General features: G+C 67.3%; 14 protein-coding genes. 8 read left to right on the top strand and 6 right to left on the bottom strand.

What is annotated here, in order from left to right:
* The 4 genes from ABYX71_RS05915 to ABYX71_RS05900 all read right to left on the bottom strand — a co-directional run.
* Window positions 1-1,030: DUF4340 domain-containing protein (locus tag ABYX71_RS05915; RefSeq protein WP_372695579.1), on the bottom strand; the 1,030-nt coding region annotated here is incomplete at its 3' end.
* The gene (locus ABYX71_RS05910) at window positions 1,017-2,894 is read right to left on the bottom strand and encodes a GldG family protein (RefSeq protein ID WP_372695578.1); all 1,878 of its coding nucleotides are present in this window, start codon (window positions 2,892-2,894) and stop codon (window positions 1,017-1,019) included. The genes ABYX71_RS05915 and ABYX71_RS05910, both read right to left, overlap by 14 nt.
* A gap of 21 nt (window positions 2,895-2,915) precedes the next feature.
* Window positions 2,916-3,653, bottom strand: coding sequence for an ABC transporter permease subunit (locus ABYX71_RS05905; RefSeq protein WP_372695577.1), 738 nt, complete (start codon window positions 3,651-3,653; stop codon window positions 2,916-2,918).
* The gene (locus ABYX71_RS05900; RefSeq protein WP_372695576.1) at window positions 3,650-4,606 is read right to left on the bottom strand and encodes an ABC transporter ATP-binding protein; all 957 of its coding nucleotides are present in this window, start codon (window positions 4,604-4,606) and stop codon (window positions 3,650-3,652) included. Before ABYX71_RS05900 ends, ABYX71_RS05905 begins: the two co-directional genes overlap by 4 nt.
* Before the next feature lie 133 nt (window positions 4,607-4,739).
* Between ABYX71_RS05900 and ABYX71_RS05895 the strand changes: the two genes are divergently transcribed.
* The 4 genes from ABYX71_RS05895 (at window position 4,740) to accC (ending at window position 7,974) form a co-directional block, all read left to right on the top strand.
* A complete protein-coding gene (locus ABYX71_RS05895; protein WP_372695575.1) occupies window positions 4,740-5,561 on the top strand; it encodes a carbon-nitrogen hydrolase family protein in 822 nt (273 codons plus the stop codon).
* A 136-nt stretch (window positions 5,562-5,697) separates the two neighbouring features.
* Window positions 5,698-6,144 (top strand): type II 3-dehydroquinate dehydratase, encoded by a 447-nt coding sequence (aroQ, locus tag ABYX71_RS05890; RefSeq protein ID WP_372695574.1) that lies wholly within the window; start codon window positions 5,698-5,700, stop codon window positions 6,142-6,144.
* Window positions 6,145-6,166: 22 nt separating this feature from the next.
* Window positions 6,167-6,619 (top strand): acetyl-CoA carboxylase biotin carboxyl carrier protein, encoded by a 453-nt coding sequence (accB, locus tag ABYX71_RS05885; protein WP_372695573.1) that lies wholly within the window; start codon window positions 6,167-6,169, stop codon window positions 6,617-6,619.
* 11 nt (window positions 6,620-6,630) lie between these two features.
* Window positions 6,631-7,974, top strand: coding sequence for an acetyl-CoA carboxylase biotin carboxylase subunit (gene accC / locus ABYX71_RS05880; RefSeq protein WP_372695572.1), 1,344 nt, complete (start codon window positions 6,631-6,633; stop codon window positions 7,972-7,974).
* Between the two features lie 8 nt (window positions 7,975-7,982).
* Here accC and fmt read toward each other — a convergent pair whose 3' ends face one another.
* A complete protein-coding gene (fmt, locus tag ABYX71_RS05875; protein WP_372695581.1) occupies window positions 7,983-8,918 on the bottom strand; it encodes a methionyl-tRNA formyltransferase in 936 nt (311 codons plus the stop codon).
* Between the two features lie 2 nt (window positions 8,919-8,920).
* Window positions 8,921-9,430, bottom strand: a complete 510-nt coding sequence (def, locus tag ABYX71_RS05870; protein ID WP_372695571.1) for a peptide deformylase — start codon at window positions 9,428-9,430, stop codon at window positions 8,921-8,923.
* 158 nt (window positions 9,431-9,588) lie between these two features.
* Between def and ABYX71_RS05865 the strand changes: the two genes are divergently transcribed.
* The 4 genes from ABYX71_RS05865 to topA all read left to right on the top strand — a co-directional run bounded on the left by ABYX71_RS05865 (window position 9,589) and on the right by topA (window position 14,609).
* Complete coding sequence (locus ABYX71_RS05865) at window positions 9,589-10,611, top strand: LysM peptidoglycan-binding domain-containing protein (protein WP_372695570.1); 1,023 nt, start codon at window positions 9,589-9,591, stop codon at window positions 10,609-10,611.
* Window positions 10,608-11,705 carry a DNA-processing protein DprA gene (dprA, locus tag ABYX71_RS05860; protein ID WP_372695580.1) on the top strand — a complete coding sequence of 366 codons (1,098 nt, stop codon included), beginning with the start codon at window positions 10,608-10,610 and terminating at the stop codon, window positions 11,703-11,705. Before ABYX71_RS05865 ends, dprA begins: the two co-directional genes overlap by 4 nt.
* A gap of 8 nt (window positions 11,706-11,713) precedes the next feature.
* The gene (locus tag ABYX71_RS05855; protein ID WP_372695569.1) at window positions 11,714-12,196 is read left to right on the top strand and encodes a DUF494 family protein; all 483 of its coding nucleotides are present in this window, start codon (window positions 11,714-11,716) and stop codon (window positions 12,194-12,196) included.
* A 100-nt stretch (window positions 12,197-12,296) separates the two neighbouring features.
* Complete coding sequence (gene topA / locus ABYX71_RS05850; RefSeq protein ID WP_372695568.1) at window positions 12,297-14,609, top strand: type I DNA topoisomerase; 2,313 nt, start codon at window positions 12,297-12,299, stop codon at window positions 14,607-14,609.
* The last annotated feature ends 18 nt before the right edge of the window (window positions 14,610-14,627 follow it).

Genomic DNA, 14,627 nt, shown 5'->3' with positions numbered 1-14,627 from the left:
GGGGCTCGAGCAGATCGTCGAGCCGTGGCGTAAATGACGCGGCCGTGTGCGGCGGCACCACGAATACCCAGTCCGCCAATTCCTCGTTGAGCTGCTCGGCGCGCGGCGCCACCGCCTGGCGCTGGTCGGCGCTTGCATCGGCGACCACCGTCGCCGCCAGGCGCACGTGCGGCACACCGCCCAGCTGCAGCACGCTGGCCGTGACGCTGAGGCCGTCGAAGGTATCGAACGTCACCTGCACCGCATCGCTCCAGTCACCGGCCACCTCGTCCGGTTTGAACACGTTCTGCAGTGGCAGGTTCTGCAACCCATAGGCGACCCCCCCGACACCCGAGGCGCGCGGCTGACGACCGTCGGGCACCGCCTGCAGCGTGAAATCCTCACCCGCCGCGTCGCGCGTGATCAGCAGCGCTGGCTCCTGCGCCCGCGCCACCCGGACCTGGCGCACCTGGTCCTGCGGCAGGTTCACAACCTCTTCGCGAAGCCACAGCGAAGGCGTTCGCTGCACGTCGGCCTTGCCCTCTGCCAACCAGGTCTGGTTCTCATCCGGCACGCGCAGGTACACCTGGCGCGGCCCCTGGCCGGCAGCCGCGCGGGGCTTGCCCAGCAGCACCTGCGCCAACACACCGTCGTTCTCGCCCAAGACGCGAACCAGCACACCGCGCCCCGTCGACGCATCCGGCAGGTTCAGATCGAGGGCCGCATGCCGCTGGGGGTCCGCGGTGCGCGGCTCGATCAAGGTCAGGCCGGCCAGGTCCTCGAGCAGCACCCGAACCTTGCTGGGCGAAGCGGGAAAGTCGTGCTTCTCCGCCACCCGCCAGTGCGCGTCCTTGCCGTGCAGCGTGACCCGGCCGGCGGCAGACACAATCTCGATACGGCGCACGCCCGCCGCCTGCGCGGGCAACTGCGGGAACAACGGCGCGTCGCGGGCGACGAGGCGTCCGCGTTCGCTGGCATCGCGCACCGCCCATACGGCCAGCAGCACCAGCGCAAGGGTGGCGCCAGCCAGAATCCATCTACTGCGTGACATGGCTATCTCCACGACGACCGCGGCCACGCGTCAGCAGCACCAACGCGGCGGCGAACGCGATCAGCAGCGGCACAAGGCCAATGTTGATGAATTTCAGGCGTGCCTCGAGCCGGTCGATGTCCTGCCGCAACTGGTGACGCACCTCGCGCAACTCGCGGCGCAGACGCACGCGCTCGTCCTGGAAGCGAGCGACCTCGCGCTGCTGCTCGGCACTCAGCAGGGGCCCGCCGTCGTCGGCGCGGTTGGCCTGCAGTTGCGCCAGCTTCTGCTCGGTCTGCTGCAACTGGGCCTGCAAGCGTTGTTCGGCCGCCCGGAACTCCTCCTGCGCGGCGCGGTTCATGGCCTGCACCACGGTGAACGGCCGGGCATAGGTGCCCTGCGAGCGCACGCTGATGAGGTCGTCACTGCCGGTCAGGTTGTCCACCATGTTGATGAACAGCGCGCCGTTGTCCGCAAACGGCTCGACCATGCGCGTGCCGCGAAACTCGGAGACACGGGCCCAAAAGCGGTCGTAGATGAAGTCGGCGTCAGCCACCAGAATCAGGTTGGCCGGCGTCGCCGATTCGGCGAGGACCGTCTGCGGCGCCTCCGCGTCTTCCGGCACGCCCTCTGGAAAGGCCGTTTTGAGTGTCCCCTGTACGCGGGCGGCCAGCGCGTAGACGTCCCCGGACGGCGTGAACTCGCGCAGCAATGCGGCCGGGTCCGGCTTGTCCAGGCCCTCGGTGACGAACAGCATGGACTGCGCGCTCGAGGAAATCAGCGGCGTGAACTCGGTGTCGGCATCGGGCAGTGCCGCCAGCGCGCCGACGGTGTTCATGTACATCTGACTCAGGCGGCCGGTCACCAGGTCATCCGCGTTGAAGTGCGGCGCCTGAAGGTCCAGCCACAGCAAGTATTCCTGTGGCGGTGCGTCGTCGCGGAACGACACCAGCCGGGCCGCCTCGCGGTCCCCGACCACCCCACCGGCCATCTGCACGCCCCAGGCGGCCAACAACGGCCCCAGGTCGGAGCCGGTCTTGGGCAGCGTCATGGTCGGCATGACGGGGTCACGCGGTGGCGCCTCGATGTCGCTGTACGGGTCCAGCAGCGCCAGTACGCGCCCGCGGCGCAAGGCGTACTGGTCGATGGCGAACTGCGTGGCCGGCGACAGTTCTTTTGGATGAATCAGGATCAAAAGGTCGACGTCGTCGGGAATGGTCTTCTCGAAGGTCGACAGCACGCGCACTTCGAACAGCTCGCGCAGCTGCTCGATCACCGCCCACGGCGGTTGCTGCTGGCGCGTCATCGGCGCCAGCGAGCCGTTGACCGGCAACGAACTCATCACCGCCACCACCGGCCGACCGGGCGCGTTGAGCTTGTAGATCATGCGCGTCAGGTCGTACTCGAGCGTGTCCTCGGCGCTCGGCGACAGGAAGGGGATGACCTCCTCGCCGTCGGTGCTGTTGGTACCGGCAATGCCGAAGTACGCGTTCTCGCCACCGGCCCCACCCAGCGGCAGGCCACGCAGACCAAACTGCACCGCCCTGTCTTCGGCGTCCGAGAATGGCTCGGGGTCGATCACACGCACCGTCAGCTTGCCGTCGGAGCGTTGCGTGTACTCACGCAGCAGCGCCTTCACGCGCGTCGCATAGGCCTGCATCTGCGGCACATCGCGCAGTGCCTGGTCCGAGAAAAAGAGGTTCAGGGTGATCGGCTCGTCCAGTTTCTCCAGAACGGCCTGTGAGCCTTCACTGAGGGTGTACAGCTGGTTCTGCGTCATGTCCAGCCGCCAGCCGCCGAACACCGTGACGGCCAGTATGTTGACTGCCAGCAGCAGTACCACGGCCAGCACCAGGCTGCCGGTGGAAAGGATTCCGCGTCGCATGCTTTCTCTCCTGCTGGCCGCTCAGCCGGCGGCCTTCTTGGCTTCCACCAGCACCGTGTTGGCGTACAGCCACACGCCGATCATGCTGGCGAAGTAGACGATGTCCGGCAACTCGATGACGCCCGCCTGAATAGCCTCGAAATGGCGCAGGAAACTCAACGAGGCCACTGCCTGCGTCAGCCAGGCCGGCGCCCAGGCGGCGAAGAAATCGAGCACGATCGGCAGGCCGCTGACGATGAAAAGGAAACTCACCACCACCGTCAGCACGAAGGCGATCACCTGATTCTTGGTCAGTACCGACAGACAGGCGCCGATGGCCAGGTAAGCGCCCGCCATCAGCAGGCTGCCCAGATAGCCGGCCACGATCGCGCCGTGATCCGGGTCTCCCAGGTAACTGACGGTGATCCAGATCGGAAACGTCAGCGCCAACGCCACCGCCGTGAACAACCAGGCAGCCAGGAATTTGCCGACCACGGCCTGACCGGTGGTGAGCGGCAGTGTCATCAACAGTTCCAGCGTGCCGGTCTTGCGCTCCTCGGCCCACAGGCGCATCGCCACCGGTGGAATGAGCACCAGGTACAGGTAGGGGTGGAACTGGAAAAAGGGCAGCAGGTCAGCCTGCCCCCGCGCAAAGAACTGACCCAGGTAAAACGTGAAGATCCCGTTCATGAACAGGAAGATCACGATAAACACGTAGGCCAGCGGCGTGAGGAAATACGCGGCCAGCTCGCGCCGCATCACAGTCAACATGGCATTCATGAGCGGGTCTCCCGGCCGGCCACGGCATGGGTCAGGTTCCGGAACACGTCGTCCAAACGACCGGCTTCCACGTACAACTCTTCGGCTTGCAGGCCAGCGCCGCTGAGCGCGTCGCCGACCGCCGCCAGGATGCTGCGGCCATGGCTGGCCAGCAGGCGCAGGCGATCACCCGCCTCATCCAGCACCTCCACACGCGCCACACCGGGCACGGCAGCCAGCCGCTCGCGCAGGTCCGGCGGTCCGTCCCGCACCACCAGCACCACGGCGTTGTGATACTCGGAGCGACTGGCCAGCTCGGCCGGCCGGCCGTCGGCCAGCAGCCGACCGCCGGCGATGATCACGGCGCGACTGCAGATGGCCTCGACCTCTTCGAGAATGTGGGTGGAAATGATGATGGCCTTGTCCGCGGCGATGTCGCGGATCAGTTCGCGCACCTCGTGCTTCTGGTTCGGGTCCAGGCCGTCGGTCGGCTCGTCCAGGATCAGCACCGGCGGGTCGTGAAGGATGGCCTGCGCCAATCCGACACGACGCTTGAAACCCTTGGACAGGGTATCGATCGCCTGGTCCAGCACGCCGCGCAGCGCCATGCGGTCCACCACGGCATCAATGCGTCGATGCCGCTCGGCCGGCTCCAGCCCACGTACGCTGGCAATGAAATCCAGAAACCGCCGCGGCGTCATGTCGCCGTACAGCGGCGCACCCTCCGGCAGGTAGCCGATGGCCGCCTTGATGGCCAGCGGCTGCTGCGACAGCGCCATGCCGCACACCTCGACCTCGCCGGATGTCGGCTCCAGATAGCCCGTGATCATCTTCATGGTGGTGGACTTGCCGGCGCCGTTTGGCCCCAGAAAACCCACCACCTCGCCGCTGCCGACGCTGAACGACAGGTCGTCCACCGCCCGCAAGCCACCGAAATCCTTGGTCAGCTGTCTGACCGTGATGCCTGGCTGCATGCGCCCCCCTCTGACACAAATTCTGTCCACCGCCGGTCGCGGCAGGCCAAAAGGCCCGGCATTCTAGCCACAAGGTGGCGCCCGGGTCCGCTACCATTCGGCGCGGTTCGACCATTCCCCGCACGGCAAGTTCATGAACGACGCCTACATTGCCGCCGTTGTGCAGATGACCTCGCGCGCCGAGGTGGCGACCAATTTGGCGCAGGCCGCCGCCCTGATCGCCGCCGCCGCGGGCGCCGGCGCGCGCCTGGTGGCCTTGCCTGAGAACTTTTCGTTCCTCGGACGCCGCGAGCAGGACAAGCTCACCGTGGCCGAAACCGATGGCGACGGACCGCTTCAGGACTTTCTGGCCAACGCCGCGCATCGACACGGCATTCATCTGGTTGGCGGCACGATTCCGCTGCGCGGCGGCGACCCCAGACGGGTACGCGCCGCCTGCTTGCTGTATGGCCCCGACGGACAACGTCTGGCACGCTACGACAAAATGCACCTGTTCGATGTGAGCGTGGCCGGCGGCCACGAGCACTATCACGAATCAGCCAGCATCGAGCCCGGCGACGAGCCGATGGTGGTGGAAACGGCGCTCGGCCGGTTGGGGCTGGCCGTCTGTTACGACCTGCGCTTTCCCGAACTGTTTCGAACGCTACAGGCGCAGGGCGCGGACGTGCTGGCGGTACCGTCAGCGTTCACCGAAAGTACGGGCGCGGCGCACTGGCACCTGCTGTGCCGCACCCGGGCGGTGGAGAACCTGTGCTATCTGCTGGCGCCCGGGCAGGGCGGCCAACACGACAACGGTCGACGCACCTACGGCCACAGCCTGATTGCCTCGCCATGGGCAGACGTGCTGGCCGAATGCGCCGATGCCGAACCGGGCATCGCCTACGCCCGCGTCGACACCGCCTCGCTGCAGGACATCCGCGCCCGTTTCCCAGCCCTGACACACCGCCGCTTGTAGGCCCGCCGCCGCCGCGGCATGGCAGGACACGGCATTATCGACGCCATTGACGTCCGATTCGCGGCCGTTCTGGACAATTCGCCGTCGCTGGCCAACAATTCCGCCATTAACCGACACACTCACACTCATCCCGCGCATGGCCAAACTTCTATTGCTCCACGGCCCCAATCTGAACCTGCTCGGGGGACGTGAGCCGGCCGTCTACGGCCATGACACGCTGGCCGAGATCAACGCCCGCGCCGACGCCCAGGTGGCGGCTGCCGGCCACCAGCTGCAATGCCGGCAGAGCAACGCCGAGCACCAGCTGATCGACTGGGTGCAGGCCGCGCCCGGCGAAGGCGTCGCCTTTATCGTCATCAATCCAGGCGGCTACACGCACACCAGCGTGGCGCTGCGCGATGCGCTGGCGGCCGTGGCGCTGCCATTCATCGAGGTACACCTGTCCAACGTCGCGGCACGCGAGCCGTTTCGTCGACATTCGTATTTTTCCGATCTGGCCCTGGGCACCATTACGGGCCTGGGCGCCATCGGCTATGAACTGGCGCTGACGGCGGCCCTGCGCCACCTCGGCGCCCGCCCCTGAAAAGCACCCCCCAAGGACTGCAATGGATATCCGAAAAATCAAGAAGCTCATGGAGCTGGTCGAACAATCGGGCATCAACGAGCTCGAAGTGCGTGAAGGAGAGGAGTCCATCCGCCTGAGCAAGGCCACGGCCGGCGTGGTGATGACGCCGGTCGGCGCGCCGCCGGCGGCGGCCCCGGCGCCGGCCGCGGCACCGGCGACGACCACCGACACGCCGGCGGCAGGTCAGGCAAAGCCGGACGGCCACACGCTGGCCGCGCCCATGGTCGGCACCTTCTACCGTGCGCCGTCGCCAGACAGCCCACCGTTCGTTGAAGTCGGCAAAACGGTCGCGGCGGGCGACGTCGTGTGCATCATCGAGGCCATGAAACTGATGAACCAGATCGAGGCCGACAAATCCGGCGTGGTGACAGCCATCGTGGTCGAGGACGGCCAGCCGGTGGAATTCGGTCAGCCGCTGATCGTCATCGCCTGACGGGGCACGCCATGTTTTCCAAAGTGGTGATTGCCAACCGCGGCGAGATCGCGCTGCGCGTGCTGCGAGCCTGCCGTGAACTGGGCATCGGCACGGTCGCCGTACACTCGACCGCCGACCGCGACCTCATCCATGTGCGCCTGGCCGACGAGGCGGTCTGCATCGGACCGCCCGAGCCGGGCAAGAGCTACCTGAACATCCCCGCCATCATCGCGGCCGCCGAAGTGACCGACGCCGAGGCCATCCACCCCGGCTACGGTTTCCTGTCCGAAAACGCCCAGTTTGCGGAGAGCGTCGAGCAAAGCGGCTTCGTGTTCATCGGCCCGCGCGCCGACACCATCCGCCGCATGGGCGACAAGCTCGAAGCCATCGCCCTGATGAAGGAACTGGGCGTGCCGACGGTCCCCGGCTCCGGCGGCCCGCTGGGTGAGAACGACGCCGAGAACCAGCGCATCGCCGCCAGCATCGGCTACCCGGTGCTGATCAAGGCCGCGGGCGGTGGCGGCGGGCGCGGCATGCGCGTGGTACACACCGAGGCGGCCCTGGCCGGCGCCATCGCCACCACCCGCCGCGAGGCGGGCGCCGCGTTCGGCAACGATGTCGTGTACATGGAGAAGTACCTCGCCCAGCCGCGACACATCGAGTTTCAGGTGCTCGGCGACGGTGAGGGACAGGCCATTCATCTGGGCGAGCGCGACTGCTCCATCCAGCGCCGCCATCAGAAGGTCATCGAGGAGGCGCCGGCGCCGGGCATCACCGAGGAGCAGCGCCTGCGCATGGGCGAGCTGTGCGCCGACGTGTGCCGCAAGATCCGCTATCGCGGCGCCGGCACCTTCGAGTTCCTGTACGAGAACGGCGAGTTCTATTTCATTGAGATGAACACGCGCATCCAGGTCGAGCACCCGGTAACCGAAGCGGTCACCGGCGTCGATCTGGTGCGCGAGCAGCTGCGCATCGCCGCCGGGCTCGGCCTGGGCTACCGCCAGGAGGACATCGCCTGGCGCGGACACGCCATCGAGTGCCGCATCAACGCCGAGAACCCGACCACGTTCGCGCCGTCACCGGGGCGGGTGGTCCAGTTCCATGCACCGGGTGGGCCGGGCATCCGCTTCGACTCGCACCTGTACGGCGGCTACCTGGTGCCGCCGAACTACGACTCGATGATCGGCAAGCTGATCGCCCACGGCGCCGACCGCGACATCGCCCTCGCGCGGGTCCGTACCGCCCTGCAGGAACTGATCGTCGACGGTATCCAGGCCAACACGCCGCTGCACCTGCGCCTGGTGGACGAGGGCGCCTTCCGTGCCGGCGGCGTCAGCATCCACTACCTGGAAAAGCTGCTGGCCAACGGCTGACGGGCGGCTCAGGCCGCTGCGGCGGCCAATACCTCGCCGGGCGTCAGCGGGCGCCCGGCGAGAAACTCGCGCGCCGTCAGCATGCGCTTGCCCTCCGGTTGCAGGGCGGTGATCCGCAGGCTTCCCTCGCCGCAGGCCACCTCGATGCCGGCCGCATCGGCCACCAACACCTGCCCCGGCGGCCCCGCGCCGTCACCCAGGGCGGCCGCGCCGATGCGCAGGCGCTGCCCGCGCCACAGCGTCCAGGCCAGCGGCGCCGGCGCAAAGGCCCGCACCGCCCGCTCCAGCGTCGAAGCCGGCGCGTGCCAGTCAAGCTGCGCCTCCCGCTTGTCGATCTTGGCCGCGTAACAGGCCCCTTGCTCCGGCTGAGGATGGGCCCTGGCCGTGCCGGCCTCAAGATCCGCCACCACCGTCACGAGCGCTTCGGCGCCACGCTCGGCCAGGCGTTCGCGCAGGCTGCCGGCGGTGTCATCCGCCAGGATCGGCTCGCGGCACGCCAGGAACACCGGCCCGGTATCCAGCCCGGCATCCATCTGCATGATGCATACCCCGGTTTCGGCGTCACCCGCCAGCAACGCACGCTCCACCGGCGCGGCCCCGCGCCAGCGCGGCAGCAGCGAGCCGTGCACATTGAGTGCGCCCAGTCGCGGCAACTCCAAGATGGCTGGCGGCAGGATCAACCCGTAGGCCACCACCACCAGCAGGTCGGCGGCATGCGTCGCCACAGCGCCGGCCGCCTCCGGGCCACGCAGGCTGACCGGTTGGCGAACCTCGAGCCCCGCTTCCAGCGCCGCCTGCTTGACGGCCGAAGCGGCCAGCTTGCGACCGCGGCCAGCCGGGCGGTCAGGCTGGGTATAGACCGCGGCCACCGTATGGCCGGCCGCCAGCAACGCGCGCAGGCTCGGCACCGCAAACGGCGCGGTGCCGGCAAACACCACACGCAGGCTCACGGCCGTACGTCGTCGCGCTGACGCTTGACCGCCTTCTTTCGCAGCCGATCCTGCTTCAGGCGGGACAGGTAGTCGACGAACAGCTTGCCGTCGAGGTGATCAATCTCGTGCTGGACGCACACCGCCAGCAGACCGTCGGCCTCCAGTCGGCAGGCATCACCATCGAGGTTGAGGTAGGTGACCGCCACCCGCTCGGCACGCTCCACCGACTCGAACACCTCCGGCACCGACAGACAGCCTTCCTCGCACACCTGTACGCCGTCGCGCTCGACGATCTGCGGATTGATCAACGTCATCAACTCGGTGCGTTCGGCACTGAGGTCCATCACCAGCACGCGCTTGGGCACCCCCACCTGCGTTGCGGCCAAGCCGATCCCCTTGGCGGCATACATGGTCTCTGCCATGTCCGCAGCCAGCTGGCGCAGGTCGGCGTCGACGCCGTCGACCGGCCGCGCTACGTCGCGCAGGCGCGGGTCCGGAAAGGTCAGAATGGGAAGCTGTGCCATATGAGGGGTGGGCGAGCGGGTGAACTGGGCTACACTGCAACCGCCTTCAGGGTCTGCCTCAAGGCGGCCGCGTCGGAACCGAACAAGGGAACCTGACGGCGCGTGACCGGTGCCGGGGGGTCAGGCTTGCCAACAATCATACTGGCCGGAACTTGCCCATGACCAGACTTCGCCGCTCCCTCTTCTGCCTGCTGGCCCTGTGGCCCTTCCTGGCCAACGCCGACGAACTGACGCTGCGACCCGACCACCCGGAGATCTACGTCGTCGTGCGCGGCGACACGCTGTGGGACATATCCGGACGCTTTCTGGAAAAACCCTGGAACTGGCCGAAGTTGTGGGGCGTCAACCCGCAGATCGCCAATCCGCACCTTATATACCCCGGCGACCGACTACGGCTGATCATGACCGACGACGGCCCGCGTCTGGTCCGCGACGGCATGGGCGGTCCGGGCCATCTGTCGCCGAAAATCCGGTCGACGCAGCTGGACACGGCCATCCCGCCGATCCCGCTGCGTCACGTGCAGGCGTTTCTTGAAGAAGCCGTGGTGCTGCGCAGCAATCAGCCAGGCGATTTCGCCTATGTGGCTGCGGCCGCCGACGAGCACCTGGCGGCCGGGCAGGGCGACCGCATCTACGGACGTCAGGTGGATGCAGAACCCGGCAAATCGTTCGACATCTTCCGCATCGGCCCGGCCTACACGGACCCTGAAACCGGGGAAGCGCTCGGCTACAACGCCCTCTACATCGGCCAGGCGGTCGTTCAGCGTGCCGGCGACCCGGCCACGCTGGACGTCGCGAAAGCCCGCCGCGAGGTGCTGGCTGGCGACATACTGATACCGACCGACGACCGACCGCTGCAGGCCTTCTATGCGCCACGGGCACCGGACGATGCCGTCAAGGGACAGATCATCGGTGTGGTCGACGGCGTCTCGCAGATCGGCCAGCACAGCGTCGTGGTGCTCAATCGCGGCCAGCGTGACGGCATCGAGCTTGGCCATGTGCTGCAGGTGCGCCAGGTGCCGCAGCCCATCAACGACCCGGTGACCCGCGAGCGCATCCAGCCGCCGTCGGATCCGGCCGGCACGGTGATGGTGTTTCGACTGTTCGAGCGCGTCAGCTACGCCCTGGTCATGAACGCCACCGGTCCCATGCATACCCTGGACGAGGTGGTAACACCCTGACACCGGACGCCGCGCACCTGACCCTGGCACGCACGCCAGGGCTGGGTGCCGTTGGCTGGCGGCGTCTGCTGGCGACGTTCGGCGATGCCCAGGCGGTGTTGTGCGCGCCATCGACACACCTGCTGGAGTGTCTTGGCGGCAACCGTCGCCTGGTCCGGGCAGTCCAGTCTGCCGCCGCCAACCCACCCGTCGACGACCTTGCCTGGTTGCAGCAGGGACCGCAGCGGCAGGTGGTGTTTCTGGACCGACCCGGTTACCCGTCCCGGCTCGCGCAGATCCCGGACCCGCCGCCTGCGGTGCTGGTGCAGGGTGACGTCGCGTTACTCGATGGCCCGCAACTTGCGATCGTCGGCAGCCGTAACGCCACGCCGGTGGGCCGCGACACCGCATACATGTTGGCCGCCGCGCTGGCTGAAGCCGGGCTGACGGTAACCAGCGGCCTGGCCGAAGGCATTGACGCGTCCGCCCATCGCGGCGCGCTGGCCGGCGGCGGCGCCACCATCGCCGTTCTTGGCACCGGACCGGACCGGATATACCCACGCCAGCATCAGGAACTGGCCCAGACCATTGGGTCGACCGGCTCGCTGATCAGCGAGCAACCGGTGGGGACTCCGCCGCGCGGGTTCAATTTTCCACGCCGGAACCGGATTATCAGCGGCCTGTCACTTGGCGTCCTGGTGGTCGAGGCGGGCGCCCGCAGTGGCTCGCTGATCACAGCCCGCCTGGCAGCTGATCAAGGGCGCGAGGTCTTCGCCGTGCCTGGCGGCATCCACAACCCACTGACGCGCGGCTGTCATGCCCTGATCCGTGAAGGCGCCAAGCTGGTGGAGTCCGTGGCCGACATTCTCGTGGAACTCCCGCCGCTGCCGGGTGGTCACACGGTACACGCCGCGCCTTCGGCCTGCGGCGCGGAACCGGATCCGGTGCTGGCCAACCTGGGCGACGCTCCGGCCAGCCTCGATCTGCTTGTGCAACGCACCGGATTGACGGTAGAGGAAGTTTCCACCATGCTGTTGACGCTGCAATTGGACGGCCTGGTGACGGCCCTGCCGGGAGGGCTGTATGGCCGTCGCGGCCCCCGCCAGGCGCGCTGAGGGTATCGATGAAGGAATCCGTTCTCGACGTGTTGATGTTCCTGCTGGATAGCTGCAGTGAGGAAGGCGCGCTGGACGACGAGGATCGCGATGAACTGACCGGCCAGCTGACCAGCATGGGTTTTGCGGAAGGACAGATCGACCACGCCTTCGACTGGCTGCAGAGCTTGGCCGAGGACGCGGATGCCGACGCCGACGACTGCCCGACATGGAGTGATCGGGCGTTGCGGACGTTCTCGCCGACCGAACAGTACCGGCTCAGCCTGGAGGCGCAAGGGTTCCTGATGACACTGGCGCAGAACCCGATGATCGACAAGCCATCGCTCGAGCGGGTCATGGATCGTGCGATGGCACTCGATGTGGACGCCATTGACCTCGAGGACATCAAGTGGATCACCATGATGGTGCTCTACAACCGGCCCGGCTCGGCGCATCTGTACGCCTACATGGAAGAACTCGCCCAGCCCGAGGCGATGCGGCGCCTACAGTAGCGGCCAACACGCAGCGACCGCCTCACGGCGGCCGCTCAGATATACCTTAAGTAAAGAAGAGAACCCTGCGCGCCGCTTCAGGCAGGCGCAAGCCCTTGCCATGAGTCAAAACAACAGCACCGTCGTCGTCGTCGAATCCCCGGCGAAGGCGAAAACCATCAAGAAGTACCTCGGAAGCGGCTACGAAGTGCTGGCTTCGTACGGACACGTCCGCGACCTGGTGGCCAAAGAGGGCGCCGTGCGCCCGGACGAGCGCTTCGCGATGCGCTACGAGGGCATCGACCGCAACAACCGGCACGTCGACGCCATCGCCAAGGCGATGCGCAACGCCGACCAGCTGTTGCTGGCAACCGACCCGGATCGCGAGGGCGAGGCCATTGCCTGGCACCTGGCCGAGCTGCTGCGCCAGCGCAAGGTGCTGGATGACAAGCCCGTACGACGCGTGGTGTTCCACGAAATCACCCAGCGCGCCATCCAGGATGCCGTCGAACACCCCGGCGACATCTCCATGGACCTGGTCAACGCCCAGCAGGCACGCCGGGCGCTCGACTACCTGGTCGGCTTCAACATTTCGCCGCTGCTGTGGAAGAAAATCCGCCGCGGTCTGTCAGCGGGGCGGGTACAGAGCCCCGCGCTGCGGCTGATCTGCGAACGCGAAGACGAAATCGAGGCGTTCCAGCCGCGCGAGTACTGGACGCTCGACGCCATGGCCGGCAAGGAAAAGGCCACCTTCGCGGCCAAGCTGACCCAGTTCGAAGGCGACAAGGTCGAGCAGTTCAGCATCGTCGACAGCGCGCACGCCATGCGCGTGCGCGACACCGTGATCGAGCAGGCCAACGGCCAGCTCACGGTCGCCGGTGTCACGCGCCGCTCACGCAAGCGGCGCCCGGCGCCGCCGTTCATCACCTCCACGCTGCAGCAGGAAGCCTCCAAGCGGTTTGGCTTTACCGCCCAACGCACGATGCGCATTGCCCAGCAACTGTATGAGGGCATCGACGTCGGCGGCGGCCCGGTGGGTCTGATCACCTACATGCGTACCGATTCGACCAGCCTGGCGCAGGAAGCGGTGGTGGAAATCCGCGAGGTGATCACGCAGCGCTTCGGTGGCGGCACGCTGCCGGATTCGCCCAACGTGTTCAAGGCCAAGAGCAAGAACGCCCAGGAAGCGCACGAGGCAATCCGTCCGAGCTCGGCCGCCCGCACCCCAGACACACTGCGCGGGCACTTGAGCGCCGAGCAGCTCAAGCTGTACACGCTCATCTGGAACCGCGCCGTCGCCAGTCAGATGAATCCGGCACTGATCGATACCGTATCGGTCGACATGTGCCCGGCGGGACAGCCGCAGACCTTGCTGCGCGCCAGCGGCTCGACCGTGCGCGAGCCCGGCTTCCTGGCCGTCTACGACAACCGCGAGGAAGGCGACGAGAACGACCGCGAGGCGACGCTGCCGCCGTTGAGCGAGGGCGAGCAGGTGGCGCTGCGTGCGCTGGAGGCTAACCAGCATTTCACCGAGCCGCCGCCGCGTTACAACGAGGCCAGCCTGATCAAGGCGCTGGAAGAGTTCGGCATCGGGCGCCCGTCGACCTACGCCAGCATCATCAGCACCCTGCAGCAGCGCGAGTATGTGCAGCTGGACGGCAAGCGTTTCGTGCCGACCGATGTCGGACGTGTGGTCAGCCGCTTCCTGACCGAGTTCTTCACCCAGTACGTGGATTACGACTTCACTGCCCGGCTGGAAGACGAGCTCGATGCCGTCTCACGTGGCGAGACGGAATGGGTGCCGGTGCTCGAACGCTTCTGGCAGTCGTTTCACGAACGCGTGGTGCAGACCGAAACCTCGGTGGCGCGACGCGACGTCACCCAGCAACAGCTCGACGAGGCCTGCCCGGAGTGTGGCAAGCCGCTGGCCATCCGGCTCGGCAAGCGGGGCAACTTCGTCGGCTGTACCGGCTACCCGGAATGCAAGTACACGCGCGACCTCAAGCCGAGCACGGGCGAGCCCGAGCCGCCCCCGGAGCTGCTGGATCGCAAGTGTCCCGAATGCGGTGGCGATCTTGCCTACAAGCGGGGCCGCTACGGGCGTTTCATCGGCTGCGTGAACTATCCCACCTGCAAGCATGTGGAGCCGTTGAACAAGCCCAAGGACACCGGCGTCGGCTGTCCGGAGTGCAAACAGGGCACGTTGATGGAACGCAAGTCGCGCTACGGCAAGCTGTTCTATTCCTGCAGTCGCTATCCGGACTGCAAATACGCCGTGTGGGATCCGCCGCTGCCCCAGCCGTGCCCGAAGTGCGCGCACCCGATCCTCACCGTGAAGACCACCAAGCGTCGCGGCGTGGAGCACGTGTGTCCCGATAAGGCCTGCGGCTACCGCGAGCCGGCGCCGGCCAGCGAAACGGCCGAGAACGCCTGACGCACGCGGCGCCGAGCG

The organism is Immundisolibacter sp. (assembly GCF_041625615.1).
GTDB lineage: Bacteria > Pseudomonadota > Gammaproteobacteria > Immundisolibacterales > Immundisolibacteraceae > Immundisolibacter.
The sequence above is the reverse complement of the archived record's forward strand: the minus strand, read 5'-3'. Positions and strand labels throughout refer to the sequence as shown.